The organism is Brakhagea baltica (assembly GCF_052161605.1).
Lineage (GTDB): Bacteria > Planctomycetota > Planctomycetia > Pirellulales > Pirellulaceae > JBKCUI01.
This window is the reverse complement of record NZ_CP197409.1, coordinates 4,025,660-4,050,337: the sequence shown is the minus strand read 5'-3', so window position 1 is coordinate 4,050,337 and position 24,678 is coordinate 4,025,660. Positions and strand designations below refer to the sequence as shown.

Genomic DNA, 24,678 nt, shown 5'->3' with positions numbered 1-24,678 from the left:
CTTTGTGTCATGACCTCGAACCGATGCTTAACCGACGAAGAACTAGTAGCCCTTTTACTGGGTGAGATCAACACCTCGACACTTCCGTCGCTGTTCCAACACGTTGATCATTGCAGCCTGTGCCAAGAGCGGGCTACAACACTCGCAGAATCCTCTTCTCCGTACGACTCTCTTTTGCAATCGCTCTCGAGTCTTACTAGGGAACACGGGAATTCTGTAACCCCCGCACCGCTGACACTTCCGTCTATATTCGGGCAATACGAGCTGCTTGAAGAACTCGGATCTGGCGGCATGGGAACGGTCTATCATGCCAAACATCGTAATCTAGGAAAGCACTTTGCCTTGAAAATCCTCGGCGATGTGAAACCAAGTTCACATGGAGTCTGGCAAACGGCAAGCCACGAGTGGTTGGCCCACGGAAAACTAGACCATCCGAATATCGTCCAAGCGACGGACGCGGGGTATGTCGATGGGGTCGCTTTTTTGGTGATGGAGCGAATCGACGGGATCAATCTCCAGCAACTTGTGGAGAAAATCGGTCCGATCCCCGGTGATGCAGCCGCAGAAATTGTTTGTCAGGCGTGCAGAGGGCTTCATTATGCTCATCAGCTAGGGCTTGTTCACCATGATATCAAACCCGCGAATATCATGGTGGATTCTAAGGGAACGGTCAAAATTCTGGACCTTGGAATCGCCGATTTTCAAAACATTTCCACCGAGCAACCATCGGCAACGGATACAAGTAGCCCGCTCTGGGTTCGAGGGTCGAAAGGTTACATGGCCCCGGAACGATACACTCTTTGTAAACCGTCCTTCGAATCTCCCAAATGCGACCAATTCAGCTTGGGAGCAACACTCTGTTTTCTTCTTACCAGCCATCCCGATATTCATTCGGCATCAGCGAAAGAAATGGTGATCGCTCCGGACTTGCGGAAGATCGTGCAGCGAATGCTTTCGGAGAACCCAGAAGATCGTTACCAGGATTTGGATGCTGCTATCGCCGACTTGGAGCCATGGGCAAATCGCGATGCTCTCTGGAGACTTTTAGGGACTCGAGATGAGAATATTGGCGGCGCATCCATCTCTGAAGGTTTGCTTAGAATGGGAAAGTCCCCGTCGAGTACGACCCCAGCGAAGAGGCAGCTTTCAGTTGTGTGGGGCTCTGTTGCACTGCTGTTATGCGTTCTGCTGGGTGCGTGGTTTTTCATTCTGAGCACCTATTCGCCGCCCAGCAAATATTCACCACCCATTGTCAACATGGAAAACGAGGGGCGATTTCCACTCAGTGAGTCCACAACTCCGACTCCCATCCCGAGCCTTGAGAATGCTCCTTTTTCCGCATTGGCCTCTCAATCCCTAGAAAACTGGACTAGCAACCCGCCACTGGGGGCAGTTCTTGGATTGTCTTGGTCTCCGGATGGAACCTATCTTGCCGTATACTCAGGGGACGGAGCGCTTCGTGTTTTCCAATCGAATGATCAAGATTTGACTCTCGCTTGGAGTTTCTATTGTCCGTTAGAGCATTCGTGTTACGTTCGGTGGGATTCGACAGGCAAACAAATTGCAGTTGCAGGCAACATCGGTTCCGATATTCGACTGGAGATATGGGATGTTTTGAGTCAAACCAGACTCATCCAACGATTTTGGCCAAGTGAACAATTGTATGGAGTCGATTGGCTGACGGAAACTTATGGCATCATATGCGCGACATCTCAAGGCCTGCGGTTTAATATTGACGATTCGCTCGCTCACGAACATCTATTCCCAAGCTACCGCCCTCGTTGTTTATGCAGGTTGCCAACGCTTCACAATGCGAACTTGGATTCAAACCCTCGCTCCCGTTTCGCCTTTATCGACATCGAGCAAGGAAAGATAATTGCCGCTGAGTGGGATAAGAACGATGCCCATTCCATTCACGAGGAGAAAACCTGGATGGTTCCGCCCGTTGGAGATCCGGTGGATATTGCCTATTCTCATGCGTTCAACAACTTGATTGCAACATTCCATCGTAGTGTTGAGGTTCATTCTTTTGACGACGAGCCATCGAACCGCATTCTGCCCCGAGGGAACGATATTCTTTCAGTATCGAGCCTTGAATCTGACAATCCCTCGATTGCCGTTGGTTTCGAGGGTGGATGGAGATTAGCTACTCTTTCCGGAACGATGCTATGGAATGTCAGCGAAGAATTCCAGGTGCCTGACTCCTCGTTCGCCAAGTATCAAGTCGCAGCACGCCCAGGTTCCTCAGAACTGGCGATAGGAACCCATAGTGCAATTCATAGACTTAGTGACACTCAAACGGCGAAAATTGTCTCGTTTACTGGTGGTAGTATCATAGATGCCTTGGCGGATGCTGATGGTTACTGGCTCTGTAACCAGCAGGGGCTGGTCGCGAAATCCAATCTCGTGGGAGAACTAGTGCTGCAAACATTCGTCGAGTTACCAGCCCCTCCCGAAGGCTTTGCACAAGTTATCGATGACCGATACCTTGCAATTCAATTTACAGAAAGTTCGACACCAGTCTGGTGGGATGTGAACGAACGAGTTCTCGTCCCATCGCATAATGGAAGTGACGATAACGGTTTCTTGTACAGCTTGAGTTCCCGTTACTCGAAAACGAGTTTCCTCGTCCAATGGGACAGATCCGACCATAGCTGGAAACGTCGAATGAACTCGGTTCGAAATCCTCGATTTCTTTCGCATCACGAGCCCAGCGGACTTATTGCGATTGGTAATTACCGTCAAGAAATCGAAATACTATTAACGGAATCGATGGCGACCGTGAGGCGTTGGCCTCCATTCTCGGCGGGTTCCCTCAAAGCAATCGAGTGGAATCCAAAGGGTGATGGATTGATCGTCTCCTGTGACCGTGGTGATCATCTCGAAATCATGTCCCTCAATCCTTCGGACGGGGCGATTCAATGGCGGAGACGTTGGCCTCTACAAAAGCGAACCAGAGTGAATCATCTGGCATTATTCGATAATCGGTCTCTCCTCATATCTATCAACGAATCGTTTATTCAATTTGATGCTGCAACCGGTGAAGTTCTACGCTCGCTTGAGCTCATGGACCCTCAACTTCACGATATGCGAATGTTTAGCCACGCGGACTCACCGACCTTCGCAACATTGACCCACCTAGACTCGGGTGGTTTCCTAATCGTCTGGGACAAAACCACATGGTATCCACTCCAAATTCTTCGCGGCAATGGTGCTAGAGAGCTATTAACGTTTCCTCTAAAAGTTAATTCCGAGTCTCATAATTAGGGTGGACCGCCGTTCAAATAGTTGATGACCCGTAGCACATCCAATGGCGACAACGTTCCATCGCTATCAACGTCGTAGAATCCTTCATCTGGAAAGCGATCACGGTTTAAATGGAGACCGCCAGCATTAAGCTGATTGATCAGAGTCAGCACATCCAGGGGGCTCACAGTCCCATCGCCATCCACATCCAGAGCATTCGCCGGGTTGGTCCAACCGCGGTGGTAGTTCGCTAAATCATCAATTACAAAAGCGATAGGATCGACGATCACTCCATTAGCGATTCCATCGGCATCGCCAGGCTTGCCGTCGAATAGTGTGATCATGACCCGATCAGTTAAGATTTCAACGTGAGCAGATTCACTAGTTGGTGTATCAGGCAATGCATACCATGGGATGTTCGGGGCCACAATCGATGGATCGTACTTGTATACGGCAGAAACAGTTGGCAAGGTAACACCTCGACTATCCATAAGTCGCAGTTCGACGACCGCACTGCCACCGATCGGAATGCCACTGAGTCGGTAGCTTAGCATCCCCTGCTCCCCCAACAGAATTCCTGGAGCACCTGGTGGAATCGGAGATACAACGACATCGCTGAGAGCGGTACCGATAGGTGCGATCAGTGTTATTCGATTTCCATTCTCCAATCCAACCGTCACAATATTTGGCTGTAGCCAATCCGGTATTCCATCGCCGTTGGCATCCAGTACCCCAAAGCTTTGCTCAATTTGATTGCTGACTCCATCCCCATCACTATCGTTGGTCATACCGATAGGAAGCAACCGAACATGCTGACCAGAAGTAATTTCAACCGTTCCCTCGATCGGCGTTGTCGCTTCCCAGTAGTTCGGCACGTGGACCACTAGCCGATAGGTTCCCGTGGGGACCCGATCGAATTGATACTCACCTTGCTCGTTAGTGGTCGCGTTTCGATGGAACACGGTGCCCATATCGTTTACCAAGGAAATCTGAAATCCTGATTGAGGCGATTCTCCAAGCTCGATTCGCCCGTTGCGGTTGCTATCTTCAAACACAACCCCCGAAACGGCTCCATGTCGAAAAACATGGAGAATCAACTCTTGGTTGGCGGCGAGTCCGTACTGATCCTGGGCTTTCACGGTGACCGATTGTACTTGGCCCGATTGATCAAGTCCTGGAGTCCATTGAATGAGTCCCGACTCGGTGTCGATCGTCATTCCATCAGGTGCACTCTCTAACGAATAGGAAATGACATCGCCGGGGTCGCTATCGACAGCAGTAACACTCAAGCTCCATGCGACCTCTTCGAAAAGGGACTGTATTCCGAACGGTATCCAGACCGGCGGATCAGGCGTATTCACTACGAGAACTTGATACACGATTTCCGAAAGTGCCCCCTCAGAATCTACGGCACGAACTCGGACTGTTTTTAATCCAGGTTCTGAAAAGCTCCAACTCGCGGTGGTTCCTTCAACAATCCCACGTCCCTCGTCGAAATCCCATACCACTGTAACGGGATCGATATCGAAAACGCGAACAGACCAAACTTCGGCGATATCTTCTAAAACTTCTTCGTAGAACGTGATCCATTCCAGCACAGGGGGCGCATTGACAACCTGAATAGTCTTGGTTGCAGACGCGATAGCACCTGAGCTATCCACAGTCGTTACGACAATATCGTAGTTCCCCTCTACCGCATAGGCATGACTCAACGTAGCAGCCTGGTGGCGAACATCAGCCCCGTCCAGTGTCTCCAGCCAACCCGCAAACGTTTCAACAGTTCCATCTCCCCACTGGATCGTGTAACTCCAATCGGCTACGTTCGCGGTAAATGTTGGATCGTCGATCGTTACGAGTACAAGCGCTTCTTGACCTTCGTATGCATCAACCTGATCGGAGAACTTCTTTAAATGAAGCTGCACGATTGGGGCCTGGTTCAATACTTCGATCGGCAGTACTTCTGTGACCGATCCCTCTTCATTGGCAACGGTGATGCTCACGTTGTAGACTCCCGGAAAGCGATAAACATGATCCAAGGAGATCGTGCGATTGATTTGCGGAGGCAAACTAACCGCCGGAGAACCATCGCCGTAGTCGATTGTAACATGCCAAGTATCCGCGCCGGGATCTACAATCATGGGACGGGACAATTGAAATCGCCCCTTAGGAACCGCCTGGCTTCCCGCCAAAGCTGACCCCACGTTCAATGAGGGAGTGACGGGTAACACAGCTAACTGATACGAGGCGACTAAGGTATTAGCTCCGGTATTGTAGGAGTACTGAACGGTGTATATGCCGTCTTGCATAGGTCGAAACTTAACCGTCGGCCCCGTGAGATCGCTCACGTCTAACAATGGACCTCCAGAAATGGACCATGTTCCCGTGCCACTTAGTGATTCGTGCGCAATGGCATCAAGCGTTACGATGTCTCCTTCGTTCACGAAGGCAACACCATCGATGCGAATTCCCGTCTGCAACCCGAAGTCGTTGCCCGCTAAAACGTTGCCGGCCTCGGATATCTGTACTGTACGGAAATCGGGGGATACTCTCGAAACAGATTGAGATGCGATCACTCTCAGCGGAATCGAACCCGTTTTGCTCGTCCAGATCGCGTACTGTCCTTCTTTGTCGGTGAGCGCAAAAGGATCATCCAAGCTATATTGCCCATCACCATCCATATCGAGATAGACAACTTGACCTGACAACGGCTGTTCTCCAGCGTCCAAATTGCCGTTGGTATTCTCGTCCTCGAACAGTCGACCGGTGACAAGGCTACCCATGAACGCAATGCTCAGCGGAGCCGACGAACTGCGTCCTTTGACATCGGTTGCCGTCAGCCAAACGATTACAGGGCGATCGATCGGTCCCGTTGCGGTCAATTTTAGCCAATCTCCATTCCAATCGAATTCTACTCCGCTGTGGTTTGCAACCCCGCTCCACTGTAGACCTACACCATCTGGATCGTTTACATACTGGGATAGATTCGAAATAAGTACAACACCGTCTCCATCGGCAACTCTCGGTCCTAGCGTAGTATGCCAAATCGGCCCAAGGTTGCGATCATAGTCGACTTGTATGGCCCGATCTTCCAACGTTGGGACTATGATCCGGTGCGTTGCATCGTCGAGAGGATTCCCTTCAAGAGCAATTCGTTGAAGACTAGGTAGTCGGTCGTGCCGGCTCCGGACCAAAATAGCGTCCGCAATGGCAATACGACTGTCGTTTCCTGTGGTAAGAAAGACACTTTCGTTTCCTATCGATGTCCGTGAGAGATTACCGATGTACTGAAACGGGCGACCATCGATTGGTGCACCCGAGGGAGCGAGTTGCTGATTCACGAGTACGGATTGACCACCCAATGTGAACTGCGCCTCCGTGGAATGCGTCCCATCACCGAACCACGTTGCCAGTACATCGTATTCTCCAGCAGGTAAGCCGCTCACTGTCCAACGTACAGAACCTGTAGTTGCACCCATATTTTCCGACCGAGGTTGGATCATATAGTAGAAACCGCCATAGGCAGATGCGGTCGTCGTTTGATTATGTTGAATCTGCTCGGGATCGGATACAACGGCGACGGATTCATCGCGTACATACACTCGCGTCAATGAGGCAAGACTCGCGAGAGCGTTATTGGAGAGATCGAGTACTTGCAAAGCACTTAAACCAGCGAGAGGTGCTGGATTGCTAACTTCGTTACCAGATAGATCTAAGTAGACGAGCGATGCAAGTTGTCCCAATGGTGTGATATTGGACAAGGGGACGCGTTGGCTTGCCAGACTCAAGACCCGCAGTTCGTTCAATCCGCTGAGACCACCAACGGCTCCAATTCGATTGCCATCTAGGTTTAAACTCCTTAGCTTCGCGGCACCAAGCTCGCCATTGTTCTGAGGGATCAGCCGTGACAAAGCGATAGCAGTAAGCTCATTTCCCGACAAATCGAGCGACTCCAATCCGATCAACCGCTCCAAACCAGCGAGATTCGTTATCCCCGCATTGGATGCATCCAAACGAATGATCGTCGCCAATTCACTAGCTCGGACCTCGCGCGAGAATCGGTGTACATCTCCGAACGAGATCACTTCGATGCCGAGTTCTCCCGCGATTCGCCGAGCTAGTTCGAGGCTGTTGATTTCAAATTGGTGTAGTCCTGCTACTGGAGCATCGTTTGATGAGATTCTGAGTACGGCAATCGGATCTAGCGTGATGCGGGAATCGATCCTATCAAAAGTTCTATGCTCCGACGCACCATCGCGAAGAGGTTCGAGAATAGCATCAAGTCCGTTACCTCCGATGGTGCCAGTAAACGATCTGTCCACAGGTTCAAAGGAATCGCCTACGAAAATGTCCCGGCCACTCTCTCCGAACATTCGGTCGCGTCCTGCCCCGCCCACTAGATAATCATCACCATCTCCCCCACGTAAAAGATCATTGTCGGTAAGTGGATGCGATGCCCCTAGTGATGGAGGATCGATGAAAATGGAAAACGGAACAAACGTTGGTGTCTCCGAATGCTCCGGTTGCGATACCTTGAGATAATAGGTACCCGCAGGACGATTCCTTAGGTCCAGAACCGAGAAGCTATCCGCGATCAATCGCCCCTCACCATCGAGCAACGTCCCTCCAACTCCTCGCGATCGCTCCACTCTCAGACCTGTACCCAAACCTGGATTCGGTGCATCGTAAAAGATATGGCTACTTCCTGAACGAATCGATACCGAGACGCTCCGATAGCCCAAGTCAAATAATCGCCGAAAATCGTTAAGCAAACCGATGTTTGTTGTTAGCGGCACCGTGAATCGGCCTTGCGAATCGGTCGTGACCGAAATCGTGCGGCTTAAGAAAACCTCTCCCTCCAGGTCAAATTTATCGATCATCCCGTCTCGCTTTGCGGGTCGCACCTCGATCGTCATTTCCACATTCTGTAAACCTCCTGCTTCACCGCTTCCACCTTCGAGAACCGTAATGGGATAGGTGCCATCAGGAGTGTGATCGGTGTGCCAGAGTAATCCATATTCGTCATCGTTTACATCGGTGCTTGGCCCAGTAAACACCGTTGGGCCACCCGTGATCCCACCAAATTCGTACACAGGGTTGAATCCGGGAATTACTAGAAGCTCTTTGCTATCTCCCGTTGTAGGAGCGAATCGAACGAGATGGGATTGGCTGTCTGCAAACGTTCCGCCCGCGGGCCGGAGGATCAGACTCGCCAGAACCTCCCCTCTGGACTCAACCAAGCTATAAAGACCGGGTGTTCCAACACCATTCCATTGGGCCTGGTGGACGATGTTTCCGTTCTTGTCAACACTAAACAGAGTGATGTTCCCAATCGTACTCACATTGTGATTGACTTTGCTCACAACGTAATGATTATCGACGACGACAGCCTGCGAGACTCGCGAAGAAGTCACGGGTGCCGAAAAAATCGTTCGCACCTTCTTGGTGCCTGATGTTGTTCCGTCGGTAACCCAAAGATCGTTGCTATCGGCGATAAAGTAGACTCGATCGTTCATTGCCCCGAATGCATGGATTCTAGGATTATCGTTCGGGTTAACATCCTTGACCAATCTGGTCCCAGCTCTTTTGCCATCGCTATACCACAGTGCTTCGCTGATCGTTCCACGCCTTGCGGCGAATACGATTCCACCATCAAAGGCTACGGCACGGTAGGTCGGTTGTGAGAAATCTAAGGTGGTGTCAAAATCAAGAAGATGTTCCTGTGAACCAAGGGTCCCCTTGGAATGCCAAAGTCGATAGACTCCGTCTTTGGCGTAACTAAAAAAGACCCCGCTATCCGATGCGACCGGATAGATGGAATAAAAATGCGGCATCGACTCCTCTGTGGATTCTGCGGCAACATTCCAGTGCGGCACGCCGCTTGAGTCGACAACGACGCGATTCAAAGTACGTTTTGAGTTTTCCTCCGTTGTCGAGCCGATGAAGTAAACAATTCCCTCGCGCTCGATAAATGTATCCAACGAACCGAAGTCACCAATCTTTATCGCAGACTGGCCGTCATGAATCGCGAGTTCATAATGCCCTCCTACCCATCCGAAATCTGGTTCAATGTAGCAATCTCCACTCGTACAGACAAAGCGTTGAACGAGAGCTCGATGCCCAATTCCGACACCGGTTACTCCATATTCATTGGCGACGACTCGGGTCCCTTCGGATGTTCCGTCGGTAAGCCAAAGATAAGTTTTTTCTGTATAAACATATTCACCTTGATCATTTAGCGACTCTTCTGATTCGCGTGTCGAAAAAAAGACGCGTGGATTGGTACTCGTTCCTGCGGCGACCGACGTGAGCCCATAGGGATTCCTTAACGCGGGCATATCCGTTTGCGAAGAGCTGCTCGCCGACAGAGTTAACGATGCCCCCATAATCTGATTTGGGCGGTCATAAGCTTCAAGCAAAGGGGACAAATCGAATTCCATAACGGCAGTCCGCTGTAGTTCTCCCCCTGATTCGAATTGCGAACGACCTTGTCGTGTGTTGCTCGTTCCAGACTCAATGTCTCCAGAAATTCCTTCCAACAGGACAGAGGGCTCATCGATTGCATAAGGGCTTAAACGGAGTATGTCCCCTGGGCTACCATCTCCCACCGTAGTAAAACGAAACCAATTTTCGGACCGAGGACTCGATAGGAAATTTGATCCACCAGAAAACTCCAACGGGCTCCCGAGGTCGACCAACACGTCCCCTCGCCCCCGTAAAGATTCGTTCGCGAGTTCCAAGATAGAACCTGGTGGTGGGAGTTGCACGCGGCGACCAATGCCTGGAACGATGAAGATCGCACCGGCATTGTCTCCTGAAAATGACGAGTCAAAACCGGGGACACCCACTAGGATATCTGCCATCCCATCTCCGTTGAGATCGTGCGCGCGGCCACGCAAACGTCCCAGACCATCGCCCGGTTGAAGTCCCGTCACGCGAACCCAATCCACTCGGGAATCTCCCCAGGATTCTGTTCTGATATCGTAAACTCCTTCTGCGGTCAACGGATTATAGAGAACGTTCAAACTGCCTTGCAGATTGGAGTCCCCGATCGCACCAATTGCGAGATCCAGTTGTCGATCTCCATCGAAATCCCCGGCCACCATGGACAACCCAATCATCCAACTATCGGTTTCTCGAAACATCCCGCCGAACGTTGCTGACGCGTCTAGTTCCGTCAGCGGTTTGCTGTCGGTCAGTTGTTGTCCTCGAAACACGAGCAAAGAATCAGATTCGCCCGTCTTTAAGTCGAAATCACGAGCCAACACCAGATCAGCCCTGCCGTCAAAGTCAAAATCCGCAACCAACAACGGCTGATCTTGATTCAATGCCGCTTGCCGAACGTTACCGGCTTGATTTAATTCAATCGTTGCGGTCGTCTGGACTCGCGGACGAGATACTCCGGCTCCGAGGGTTACATTAGCTGCCGGATTGCCTTGCGTGTCGATGGTGTAAACGCGTGCTACCGCAATCGATTCACCGGTTCGACTGTTAGTGAACCGCCACCCTTGTGGTTGAACGAGAACGATCTCGTCCATTCCGTCGCCGTCAATGTCGCCAACCCTCGCGTGTATTTGTTGGTCAAAGCCGGCTTCAGCAGCTCCTGTGGAGCGTTGCCACTCAGATGGTGTTGGCAACGAACCTTGCACAATACTGTGTGTCTGCGTTGTACCGTTGATCCAAACCGACATTTGAAACGCGCCGGCTGGTGGATTCGATCCATCCAAAACATCTCGCATCCAAGTACCGCTGAGGACTCCACCATATCCAGGATTCGTTCCGCGTTGTACTCGAGGTTGCCGAGCCACAATCAACATATCCGCGATACCGTCCGCGTCCCATTGCATCCACTCAATATCGACATCATCAGCGGTTACAGTTGACGTGAGTGCCTCCGTCAGGGGCAAGACGGCCACTTGTCGTATCAATCGATCCGTGCTCACGACGCGTTCCGCCAATGCACTTCCCGGTAGCAACCCAACCTCGATGCGTTGAGGATCTGCAATTCGCCAAAACGCAGTCTCAGCACGTCCGTCCCCGTCCAGATCTGCACCTCCTGCAATAGGACGCCACCCGTCGACAAGTGGCAATATGAAGCTGGCCATGTCATTGATATTGACGACCGAGCGTTGAGGTTCGAACTCACTCAGTACAATTGCCGCTTGCTGATTGCCCCAAAGGATCGTGTCGACTAAGCCATCGCCATTCACATCGCCAATTGCTGCGGCGTTACTCAATCGATCCAATGCTACCACGCCTTCAATGCGCATCGCGGCCGCCACGGATTGATTCCCCGATGAAATGTCCATCAAGGGGCTTGGAGGGACGAAATCGATATCAGGTCGGGCAATAGGAGAAACCTCGATTCGGGTTGCGAGTTGCGGACCCATGGGCGAATCGGGAAACGCTCGACTGGTACTCAATGTATACGTACCAAGACCCGGCGGTGGCTCTTGGTTGGTTTGCCCCGAGGTGAAACCAATCCAACGTATGCCTGACGCAAAGTCACCCGTCACACTCAACGACTGTTCATTTCTTGCCGATAAGACAAGACGTTCCAAAGATGCGTCGTACTCAGCGAACAAGGCCCCACTTAGTGACTGCGCCCCAATGCGTGTGTTGAGGGCGCTCGCAACTTGACTACCCGTCATCGATCCATCAATGGTAATCGCCAGCGATCGTGGCACACCGCCATCGATGGAAACTCGCAACGTTAACTCGGTTGCCCCTTGAAGCTCGCTATGACTCATCTTCTTGTCCGCAACAACGCTTAGCGAACGTGGATTGCGAACTTGGATCAGATACGCTTGAGGCACGCCAGTGGTAGGGATGTAACTTGTTCCATCGGTTGGATCAAGACGCGCCGGCACCACGGACAAACGTGGGAAATTCCATAACGGATTGTCGAACAAGTTCTGGGCATCCACTGAGTCAAATTGCACGGCAAAGTCGTTGACCGAAACCGCTCCTCCTGATTTTGGAAGAGGTAATAAATACCAATCCGCACGGTCTCCATCGTGTAGAGTCAAGCCGCTGAGTGCACCGCTTCCCATAGGAATGGGTACTGCGTGCAATGCGATATCATTGCGAATATAGGCTCCGGTTCTGACCGTGGCCTCCCATCGATCGATCGGAGTCACACCCGAGGAATCTAGATCACCACCGACTAAAATATCCGCATCGGCACCTCCTCGGACTCGATCATCTCCTCCCATTCCAACCAAGAAGTCGATTCCCGCTCCACCATCTATCATGTCATCATAAGGACTGCCAAAGATACGGTCGTTACCATCTCCTCCTCGAATTTCGAACTGCAGCGAACCACCTCCCGCTTGTCGATCTCCAGCCGAGATTCCAAAACTCCTACGCTTATCCAGCGTCCCATCTACTTTTGGAAACTGATAGTCACTATCCAATCGCAATTCGTCATCTCCTGCCCCGAGATCGAACAGTATGGATTGGACATTTCTCGTAGAAAACTGAGCGGACCGCATGGCGTAGTATTCGCCCGCCTGCACAAAGCTCTGATTCGCACTGTCCCAGACTAGCCCCGTAATTTCGTAGCTTCCCAAGAGTCGGTTGTAGGACATCGAAACATGATCGGGAATGGGACGCCCGAAAGCATCGCGATCCCCCCCCATAAATACGATACGGTTGTAGCCGCTGCCACCATCGATTTCATCCGCCAACGTAAGCAGCAACGTGTTGCTACTAGCGTCCACGGGCAGATCGTCGAGCAGTATCTGAAAGAGATCATCCCCTTCCTCTCCAATCAGAATATCGCTAGCTCCTCGATCCCAACCGCCCGACAGTACATCGTTCCCAGGTCCGCCTATAATCCAGTCTTCTCCAGGTCCACCGATAAGCACATCATGACCCGCTCCCCCGACGATGACATCACGACGAATCACGTCACTTCGTGTTCCCAATGGAATAATCGACGCTCCGCCAATCGACAATTCGACGCGATCGACAGCAAGATCATAGAGTGTAGGAATCCCACCTAAGCTACGAACTCGTATCCAGTAGGTTGTTTCAGGCATTAGCCCTAGACTACCGATCCCTAAAGCCCAACGCGCCGGTTTGCTAGAATGAATTGCTAACGAAGGTGCCAAACTCGTCGGAGTTGCTGTTCCAAGCAATTGCATCGTTCCGTCAAAGTTTTGGCTAAAAAGTTGCAACTCGATTTGATCGCCTGCACTCAGCGAATCGACTAATAGTAAACTCTCTGCATGCACTCCGGAACTTAAGGCAAACCGATACCAATCCACATCGCGTGGGCTATCCAACGTTAAGTCTCGCCAAACCGTGCTTCGGTCCACGACTCCCTGTATTCCATCTCCGATAAGCTCAAAAGCTCGCGAGGGATTCGAGGGCTGTCCTGCCAAGTCGTTTCGAAGCGCAGCGTCGGCCAAGTCAGCTAGTATGGTGGAGCCGCCTGCGATCTCAACGCGATCATCACCGTCTCCTGCGTTGATCCAAACACTACGTTGAACCGTCGGTCCGACAAAGACCTGATCATCTCCCCCTTTGGCATCGATGATAATGGCCATAAAGTCTCCCTCAGGAGGCAGAAAGCGCGAGTCCAACAACAATTGTCCAAAAGCCAAACGCCGAGCCTTGGGATCATCGATATCGTCAACTTCCTCAATTCGATAGACGATGTCCTGTGGGTCCCAGATGCGATTTCCGTCTGCGTCAGTCGCTTCGAAATCAAGTCGAACTTGAGCATCAAAAGTGAAATGGCCATTGTTTTCAGTCAGTCGAGTGATTAGGTGATGATCTCCCAAAAGACCAGGTTCGGTCACATAGTCGACCGTGATGACATCATTGGAGTCGGTCCCCGCGTAGTACCAGACCTTGTCCGTTCCGCGAGCGTATTCGAGCCACTGCTCACTTGCAGGCACACCCATTCCAAATTCTAAAGGCACCCCATCTGGGCCATGCAGAGTGTTATTTCCGCCACCACCATAGAGAAAGTCCAAACCGGTTCCTGCGAACAAGAGATCATCGCTGTCCCGACCCAACATACGATTCAGTCCCGTATCTTCGAGAACCCGTCCAGCACCTGGGCTATCAAAGGTTTCACCGGTTGTGGGATCGACGAACACTCCGAACGCAGTCCCCTGTGACGGATCGCGACTCCAAGCGAACAGATGATTCCGACCGACTCCCCCCAATAGGTCATCATTGCCCGTTCCTGCATACAACACATCCAGGTCCAGCGATGAACCATCCCCATCATCTCCGAGCAATCGATCATCTCCGTCATATCCATACAGGATATCGCTGCCCGATCCTCCATTGAGCCGATCCCGTCCTGGCGAACCATATAGAATATCGTTGCCGCTACCGCCGTTGATAACTGCTACCCAATCACGGCTTCTCAGAGCGAGATCACTCAATCGGACAGCTCCTGAACCTTGGACAAACCCCAGAATATCGTCACCAGCTAGGCCGTTGATCTGAAACTGCTCCAGCGTCGCAATCCCGTTGCGATCTCTCCAAGGAAAAGTCAAGGTTCGTTGGTTGTATTGAACTTCGAGCAAACCGAGTACGGTTTCACCGATGAGAATGGTGTCATCCCCGAGGGTGCCATTAATGAGTAGGATGTCGGTTGCATGGTCATCGGCAACGTCTCCTTCGACTCGATTGCCGAAGTGCCCATGGATTGTGTCACCACCAAATGCATAGGCAGGATCGGTATCCAAACGTATAAAGTCGATGCCGGTCCCTCCATACAATTGATCTTGTCCCGCATGTCCTTCTAGCAAATCGCTCCCGGCACCACCAAACAGAACATCGTCCCCACCCCCTCCCAGCAATATGTCGTCACCCTCGTCCCCGTAGAGCCAATCGCCACCTCCCGTCGTAAACGGCATTGGGTTCGCGGCGTAATTCGGACCTGCTAACCCGTCACCTTCGAGCAGATCATCCCCTGGGCCACCCAGTAATACTTCACGCCGCAGATTTCCGAACAACTGATCACGCCCTGGACCGCCATCGAGTCGGTCCCCGAGGAGAGCTGACTCGACTGCCGAGTTCATCGTTGGGGCGAAAGCGAATATCTGATCATCCCCCTCCTCACCAAACAACATTTGTCCGAAAAGATGATGAACCCCGGAAACCGTCACACCTGCATCACCGTAGAGGCGATCGTTTCCCAATCCTCCATATAGAAAATCGATGCCAGCACCACCTCGCAAAACATCATTTCCCGAACCGCCCAACATCACATCGGAGCCAGGTCCTCCGAACAAGCTATCATCACCAGCCCCACCATCGACGTAGTTGTCACCACCGCCTGCGTGGATCGTGTCGTTGCCACCTCCTCCAAAGATCCAGTCTCCACCCGTGCCTCCGAAAATCCTGTCCGCACCATCATCAGTCTCACCTGCCAACGATTGACCGTTCAAGATGGCGGGTCGAATGAGTGGGGGTACAAATCCGGCATAAGCCAAGTCCGGGGAGTATCCCACCGGAGGTAACAAACCACTCCCGAGAAGCACGTCTCGAGAATGCAGTTCGAGCCCTCCCCAGATAACGTTCCGCCCAGAACCCCCGTAGATCGTATCCGATCCGAAACCACCAATCAGAACATCGTCTCCTTCACCCCCGAACAAGACATCATCACCGGGGCCTGCATCGATCCAATCGTTTCCTGAACCACCGCGAATAGAATCGTTACCCGCACCCGACGAAATCCAATCATCACCGGGGCCTGCATCGATAACATCATTACCGGAACCCGTGCGAATCGTATCGTTGCCCGCACCACTGCTAACATCGTTACTGCCATTCCCTGCATCAATCTGATCATGCCCATCACCGGTACGTATGGTGTCGTTACCATCGCCACTGAAAACGATGTTGTTTCCATGCCCCGCATCGATCCAGTCGTTCCCTGCTCCCGTAAAGATCCTCAGATCCCCATCATCACCATGAACGATGTTGTTTCCCCCAGCGATCGTGACAACTCCCCCCCGATTCGAACTGCTAGCTCCCCCCCCAGCTAAAGTTTGATATCCGGCCAGTCCTGCAATCGGACTTCCACGAGATGCCGCAGCTGCCTGTCCCAACATCCCACCTGCCGATAGCGGACCTATCGCGTCGGGGCGCATGTCAACAAAGTCTCTACCATTTCCAGCCGTTACGATATCGTAACCAGAGCCCGTATAGATCGTGTTGTTACCTCCGCCGGCGTTGATAACGTCATCGCCACGTCCTGCATCGATGTAGTCGTCCCCATCTCCCAGGGTAATCGTATCGTTGCCGGCAAAGGTCCAAACGCGGTTTGTGCCATTGCCACGTGTGATAACCACATCGTCTCCGAAGTCTCCATAGATGAGATTGTTACCCGTTCCACCGTCGAGTAGATGGGTGGAGTTCGAGTCCGCTGGGCTTTCCAATGTACCCGGCTGCATCCCGGTTCCTGCGATCAAAATGTCATCGCCATCTCCACCGTACAATTGATCACTTCCGAGCCCACCCCACAATTGATCGTTGCCCGCTCCACCTCGCAGAATGTCATTGCCTCCACCACCGTATAGCACGTCGTCGCCATTACCTGTGCCATCCAGATTGTCACCCCACAGTTCATCGTCTCCGAGATCGCCATGCAATATGTCACTGCCAAATCCACCGACGAGCAAATCGTTTCCTTGATTCCCGTATAGGGTATCATTCCCTGCTTCGCCAAAGAGCCGATCGTCACCTTTGCCACCGTAAAGAATGTCGTTCCCATCCCCTCCGTAGATCGTATCGTTCCCATCCAAACCGTAGATGACATCATCTCCCGCTTCACCATAAATCAAGTCATCGGATGAGGAACCGTAAATCGTGTCGTTTCCAGGGCCACCAAAGATCGTTGCCGGTCCCCCACCCGCTATCAAGATATCACTCCCTTGTCCCCCACGTATTGTGGCAGGTACGATAACGTTTGAAGCTATCTCGATACGGTCGTTGCCTCTCCCAGCATCGACAAAGATCGACGCGACGTTCGAGAAAGGTTGTTCCAATCCAAATGCGGCGACAACAATCTGCGTTTGGTCAGCCGAAAGCTTGATCAGTACGTTGTCATCGCCATCCGATAGATCCCCTTGTTCACGCCGATGTGCGTTCGGTCCCACGTGTACAATGAGTGTGCCATCCGCATCTACATGAGCCAACGTCGGATTTCCTGCGAACGGATCGGGACGAGGAATATCGAAGTCGAGGAGGATGATCTCGCCCAAATCGATATCTCCATCCCAAATAGGTGTGTTGACATACGCTCGAAATCCAACGCCCAATTGCCCCGAAGCGTCGAAAACCCACAAAGGACCTAGCAGCGGATGCCGACCCAACGCTAAGTTATCCATCAACTCCCGACCGCGCACTTTGCCATCCCCATCGGGATCGTTCAAATTGAGGAGCACACGAGCGAACAGCCCTCCCTCAACTCCCGCTTGCGCGACCAGCACATTCAGCTCACCCGCTGCCGTCAAACGCCCCTCAAAGATCACTTCGGGAACGTCTTCTCCCGTCCCGTCCACATTTTCTGTATCGCTGATATAGAAACCGTTGAGTAAGTCGCTCGCCCGACGGGATTGAGCGTAATCGCGAAAACCGGCCGTGTCGTATCCAAAAGCAAAGTCTGCTGTGATTCCCACCGACCCTCCGAAGCGAACGCCAAAGATCGGCCAAATCGGTATGTACTGACTATAACGAAACTCAGCTTCTAGCCGCGGCATGTCGAATGTGAGTAATGGAACGTCTTGCCCTAACAAGATTCCAATGGCCGTGGAGGGATTCGTCAGAATGGGAACGTCGAAACGCGATTTCTGAGCGGCTTCTCCTGCCTCAGTACGTGGCATGGTCTGCAAATAATTTCGCAAGGCAACATCTTCAACGGAGTTTAAAAAGGAACTAAAACTCCCCATGCCGCCAAAGGAACCTCCTGCAGGAGTGGTCTCCAGCAAATCGCCGTTGTAAGCCGCTATAAAGTTACCCAACGGTAATCGTACACTTCCATCGACGATCGGAATGTTCAACATGTTGACGATCACGGACGCAGCATCGACAAACTCACCCACGGTTTCTCCACCACTTCCCGTGAGAGCCATCAAGTCGGTCATGGTCAGGGAGCGACCTGCCAGATCGCTGAGGATGGGAATCGGTGTTGTCAGCGCATTGAGTATAGGGCGGACCGGATTGAGCATGTCATTTACAGGAGCGAGCATTGGTGCGATCACATTGCTGACAAATCCACCCAGATCGAGTGACAGATTGCTGAACTCGATCGACGGGCGGACCAAGGAAGCTGCCACAACATCCAAACCGCCACTGACGCTCTCCCACGTCAAGTGAAGCCCAGTTGATATCGAAGGCAACATCGCATTCCCGCCGAGAGATGTTTCAATCTCTAAGTGCAAACTACCCGCCAATGTGGCTTGCGTTTGAATGCCGAGTGAACCTATCGAACCAAGATTCGTCAATGAATAACGCCCATCGCCGAGATCAATAGCATAGCGACCACCGATCGCATTGATTTTCTCCGAAGCGGCATCCAAAGGATCCAATCGCGATGCCCGACGCTGCTCCTCAGTAAATCGCGACGGTGGGATGGTTGCAACGGAGACAACAAACGGCCCGAGCCGTCCTTCACCGACAAGGTCTGCAACCGAAGCGGTGAAATCCAATTGCAGTTCATCTCCATCAAAAAACTGCACAAACGGACCGTCGCTCGCACTCAATCCAAAACCGATGTCCAAGCTGTACCCCATCTGCACCGATGCATTCCCATCGACCACCAGTCCTAGACCTGGTACCCCGACATCCAATGCAATCCCAGAGGATGCAACGATCGATGTTTGAGCGATCTTAAGTCGATACAAAACTTCTTCGTCGCCGTTCAGCTCTAATCCCACATCCTCTACCGTTATCGAACCATCTCCGTTGAGATCTCCCAGGACTCCATTCCCGCCGCCAATGGAACTCCCTGGACCTAACGCATTGAAAATCGCTTGTCTTGCCGCCGCAATTCCTATCCCAGGTACGTCGATGCTGCTCCCCAGTTCCTGTCGCAAACGCTCGAGGAAATCAACAGCATCGGAGAGCCCTTGACCGATCATGGGCACTGGAATACCAAAGACTTCATCACCCAGATAACGTTCGATGAGCCCGAACAACCCTTCGAGACCCGCTGCCAGGGCATGCACTCCATCGAGCAGAGTAAAGCTACCGATCGCTTGGTTTAAATCCGGCAATACGATCTGATTTCCACCGGATGGATTGATCGTTGCGACTTGTGCAAAGTTGGTTGAGTTGAGCTGGGGCCAATGGATCTGCAACGGCTGGGTGGTCGCTCCGCCTAACTGAAAAGTCAAGGGCAGATCAACACCCACGACCCCTTCGAACGAAGACGTGAACTGAGCCGGTGTCAATTGATTCCAGCGATAGATACCATTCGCACGGTCGGGTAATCGCACCGAAAAGCTCGCAGGTGCATCGGTGTTGGTCGTGCTTCCAAACGCCAAACCGTCTCGATCCAGCACGACGCTGCCAGGTCCAACGCCAACCCCCAGAGGACCGATCGCAGTGGTAAACTGCATTTGGTCCCCTTGGACGAGTATATCGGCCTGAACGCCTGTCGAATCGTAAACCAACACCGCACTATCAAAAGAGCCACTTTGAAGCGCCGCTAGATCCAATCCAATATGCAGATTCAATTCGGCACCCGCCGCTACCGTTAGCTCCGCAGCAGCTTGAAAGTCAACCAAACTACTTAAACCTGAAAGCCCGGCTCGAGAAAGGTCTACATCCAGCGCTCTTCTTACTTGGACAGGATTCAAACGGAGATCGACATCCATTCGTATCGCCCCTAGGATCGAATCGAACGATAGTGTCAACTCTTCGTCCGCCAATCCCAGCACCTGTTCAAGATCGCGTTCGAGCGTCTTGAGCGTCGATTGTGGGTCATTCACGATACGATCCACAAGGTCGGAGACGCGATCAACGGTATCGAGTACTTCACCTAAAGACGTATTCACGATCGGCAATCGTCGACCCAAGAGTTCTTCGCCGCTAACTCGCTCGACCAAGTCGACTAACCGCCGGATCAAATCCGTAATGTCTCGAACAGTTAGTTCTTTGAGTTTGACGAGTTGGCTGAAATTGGTGATCGTCGGTGGTTGAAGTGTGTCAAAGTTTAATCGCAAGTTCGGGGTATTGGTTATTGCATCCTGCCATTGAAATGCGATGCGTGGTTGTTGGTTCGGGTTGTCTACCGGGACCAACAAAGTACCGAAGTCGGCAACTATATCCGCATGGAAGCTGGCATTCGCATCGACAGACACTCGCAACCCTTCTCGCGGACGCGCTGTGGAATCCAACATCTCTGTAAGTGTGATCCACTCGCGTCCTTCAGGACGGACCACTTCAATTTGAACCGCGGCTGTGGCCATCCCATGTCCGTTTACAATCCCGACCGAAGCGAGTTCACCAAGTCTCGCGTCCGCTTGGACGTTCGCCGCAATCGCAGAAACCTCAGCGTACAAAACAGGGGGTTGCGTCAACATCAATCGAACGCGATCCTCGGGGAGATGGCTTGTTAGCACATGCCCCAACAGTATTCCACTCCCGCTCTCGTCTACGCCTATCATTCCTAGAAGCATGGGAATCGGGGAATCAAAGAACGGCGTCCCCGTAGGATCCATCTTGATGCGAAACAAATTCCCTTGCCCGTTGGGGTTCGTTCGGTCCACAACGACAAACCGATACTCAGTGCTTCCATTGGCTGTCTGTGTTGCGACCAACTGTGATTCCAGAACGACTTGACCGTTTCTTTCGACAGTAAATTGGCGAGCTAACTCGTGCATGGTTGTACTGGACGTGATCTGAGCCTCGAGACTCACTTGAGTTCCATCACGCAAATCCGCCAGCATACGAGCGACACCCGAGATCGGAGCATTGGAGTTCAAGAACGTCAACAAGTACTCTCGAACCAGCGTGTCGGGGGTCACTCGACTCTGAGCTAGCGGACTCTCCGATGCCGGACCAAGATGATTACTTGCCAATCGGCCATCCCGATCCCAATCAACCCCTGGTGCAAAGAGTTGTGCTAACAACGGATTGCGAAACTCGAGAAAACGCATCGGCCTCTGGTTCTTGGGGCTGAATATATCCTCGACGATGATTCGTCCGTCCTCGACATAAGCGATCGTATTGCCGGGAAACGAGAGACTTTCTGCTAGGTCGGTTAGTGTTCGATTGACATCAAGTGCCCCAACGTTCAATATAACCGCGCGGCTATTATCAGAGAGTTCAAGTTCGAGTTGTTCTAGCTCATTGCTATATCCCGGATGATTGGGGCCTAAAATCTCTCCGATAGGTGATTGCGGATCGAACACGAGTGTGGACAGAGATCGACTCTCGATTCGACCCGCTTGCCCTAATCCCACCAAGCCGATTTTTTCAAAAAGATTACCCGAGTAAGTACTGTCTGATAGGCTTGATTGAACCCGAAATGTGCCAGAGCCTTTTGTTTTATCTAAGAGAACAATCGCATCTCCAAACAAAGCAGCTTCGACGACTATTTGCCCATTGCGATGAATGGTGAGTTGTTCCAAGAGTGACCCCAGAGCGGATTCCTGATCAATCGGTTCGGTCGTCATCAGAACCGTGGTTCCATCTCGCAGTGTGACGTTCGATGCGTTTCGAAGCGATGTCTCCGAGGTGAGTTGTCTCCGCTCCAAAATGGTTTCTAGTAACGTTTCGCTTCGGATCGGAGATTGCGTATCATCGTCTAGGAACGGTACGAGACTTGGCCCCAGTAGCTTCCCGTCACCGTCTACATCGCGCCCCAAAGGCAAGAAACGTGATAGTAGTGGCGAGCCGTTCGACACCTCAGCCCACTCCGTTCGAAAGATATTCGAGCCGCTGGTCAAATCGACCAATGAGATTTGTTCTCGTGCCCATTCTGCACGCACAACTTGAACACCGTCACGCACCACGTGCAGCCGCTCCAACAGCTCGGAAAGCAATAGGTTTCCTGGAACGACACCTGGCTCGATCAGCACATTGGAACCATCCCGCAAGTGAACTCGCATCGGCTCTGCCAATATTCCTTGAGGAAAATGTCGAAGCCGGGGCAGAGAGACGATGGGAAGTTCTTCGGGTTCAAACAATTCGGACAAGGGGCGGCTGACGATCCGCGATGGACCATCGTACTCATTGAAGAATCCCGTCGACTCGAAACGCTCAATCCCTAGGGCAAAGAAGAATGCATCCGACAAACCGGATGCCTCCGTTCGTATTTGAAAGGTACCTAGTCCATTGGTCCGATCCACAAAAACGAACTGATCGTTTTCGTGAAGCACATCTAAAACGAGTACACCATTACGAATCACTCTGAGGCGTTGCACTATATCGTGAACGGTATCGTAGGCTGTGATAGTTCCCAGAGCTATCGAGACCTGTGAGCCGTCGCGCAAACTCGCGAATCCTTGGTTCGCGAATCCCGAGTTCACCACAGAGCCCCACCCTTTGCGAGTGAGTATGGTTGAAATAGGAGTCCACAATGCAGATCGTGCGGATCGCTGATTTGGAGCTAAGTCGATCGCAAGCTCCAAACCCAACGAAGCGGACCGAGACAACGTCAGACGATTATCAACCCCGAGTTCACCTGGAGTCATTTGAACTGTGGCAATCGGCGAATTCTCCCGTCCAGCGAATGCGTCCAAGTTGGCTTGCGCAACGATGGGGTCAGGCTGCCGTAGCATGTTCAAGGAGAGAAACAATTGTTGGGTCTCAGGATCATATCGCAACGATTGTTGCTGAGGCCCATATACTTGGAACGCCGGGATGAGTGTCGTGAGTTCCTGGAGAGACTGAAAGCGGGGCAGCCCTGTTTGCGCATCGCGCAGGAACTGTAGAACAGCTGTCTGATACGATTCCGCCAATCCGACGGCATCTCCCAACGTCAACCCGCCCGCCAGTGGAATGGGGACATTGAGAAGCGAGCCACTCTGCCAAGCGTCGAGGACCTCCCCGATTTGATCGAGATATTGAAGCACCGATGCTGGAGTGATCGTGGTAAACCCCAAAAGTTGCTCAAGCGTGTATGACTCGCCATGCGGAACGAAGATTTCCAGTGTGGGATAAATCGAGTCCCATGGATTGGAATCGAGAAGCTGAAAGCGTGGAAACTGCTGAATGGAATCGAAACCAGGCACATAAAACACGAAAGGCAGATCCAGCTCCAATCCTCGCCCGGTCAAGTTGGGGGCGAGTGTGTCGGTGATAGAACTGGACGTCAAAGACGCGAGATCGATCAGCGAAATCGAATTTGAGGGTAGTTGGGTACCTGCATCGACGAGGTTCCCCAATTGTCCCAGATCAATTTGTAGAGAACTCTCGAGCGACAGGCTACCTTGTTGAACATTGCCGCTAAGGAATCCAAACGATGCGGAGAAATCGACAGGCAGAGAACTGAGCGGGCTACTGGTATTGGGCGAAAGATCGATGGAAAAGGAGGGTAACCCAATCCTCATGGCTGCGGGAACTGGTTCGCCAAGCGTTGAGAGTACGACATCGAAAGACAATTGGTTCGTTTGCAGAACGAACCCAAGCTCCGTCGCAAGACTATTGCCAATTTGAGGACGAAATCCTGAAGCTGCCGAATCGACCACAGAGTTCAACAGAGCTGTGAGCGAGCTGCTCAAATTGTTAATGGCGGAGAAATCAATCTTCACTCCTTGTTCGCCTGGAGCCAAATTGGATACAGGCTGGAGGAATGAGAATTGCGAGATGAGCTGTGAGGGAGTGGCTTGTGGGAACTGATCTAGGAACGCAGTGAGCGGATCGGAAACATCGATGCGAAAGCGTTCGCTGATTTGAAGGAGTCCATCCATTGAAAACGAATTCAAAGCAAAGTTATTTCCGAGCGAGACTGCGGAAAGTTCGCCTAAGAAGGGAACCGGGCGAGTCAATTCGGGGAGTCGCCCGGTGGCTTCGAGCAATCGTCCTATTTCATGAAGCGTCTGGCGTAGACCGAGAACGAAAGGACTCGCGATGGAAGCTGCGTCCCCTTGTTCACCCTCGGCCAGAAGCCCACTTTGGGGTGCCGAACCCTCTGGTTTCATCACACCACTTGAGCGTGCGAAGGATTGCAATTCATGGATTGGATTGGCTGAGAAGAGAGCGGGAGCACTTTGGAATTCGGCAAACGGGAAAGAGATTTCCGAGAATACTTCTGCGGCCAGGAGTCGCCGAGCCTCTAGGGTTTCTGCCGCACCTTTGCGGTATCCACGCGAACGGAGTTCTCGGCGCAAGTCATTCTGGGATTTAACTTTACGACGCTTCATCGCAACATCTCGGCAATCGTGCAAAAGAGGGTATAAGACACTGTGGGGGGAGAACCACGGAATCCCCCCACAGGTTCAACGATCAAGATTG

General features: G+C 52.1%; 2 protein-coding genes. One reads left to right on the top strand and one right to left on the bottom strand.

What is annotated here, in order from left to right:
- Nucleotides 1–9: 9 nt before the first annotated feature.
- Nucleotides 10–3,267, top strand: coding sequence for a serine/threonine protein kinase (locus tag SH449x_RS15500; RefSeq protein WP_482376981.1), 3,258 nt, complete (start codon nucleotides 10–12; stop codon nucleotides 3,265–3,267).
- Here SH449x_RS15500 and SH449x_RS15495 read toward each other — a convergent pair.
- A complete protein-coding gene (locus tag SH449x_RS15495; protein WP_482376980.1) occupies nucleotides 3,264–24,587 on the bottom strand; it encodes an SdrD B-like domain-containing protein in 21,324 nt (7,107 codons plus the stop codon). The genes SH449x_RS15500 and SH449x_RS15495 overlap by 4 nt on opposite strands.
- Nucleotides 24,588–24,678: the final 91 nt, after the last annotated feature.

Coding starts and splice junctions, on each gene's coding strand:
- SH449x_RS15500 (WP_482376981.1), top strand. CDS start 10: ATGACCTCGAACCGATGCTTAACCGACGAAGAACTAGTAGCCCTTTTA.
- SH449x_RS15495 (WP_482376980.1), bottom strand. CDS start 24,587: ATGAAGCGTCGTAAAGTTAAATCCCAGAATGACTTGCGCCGAGAACTC.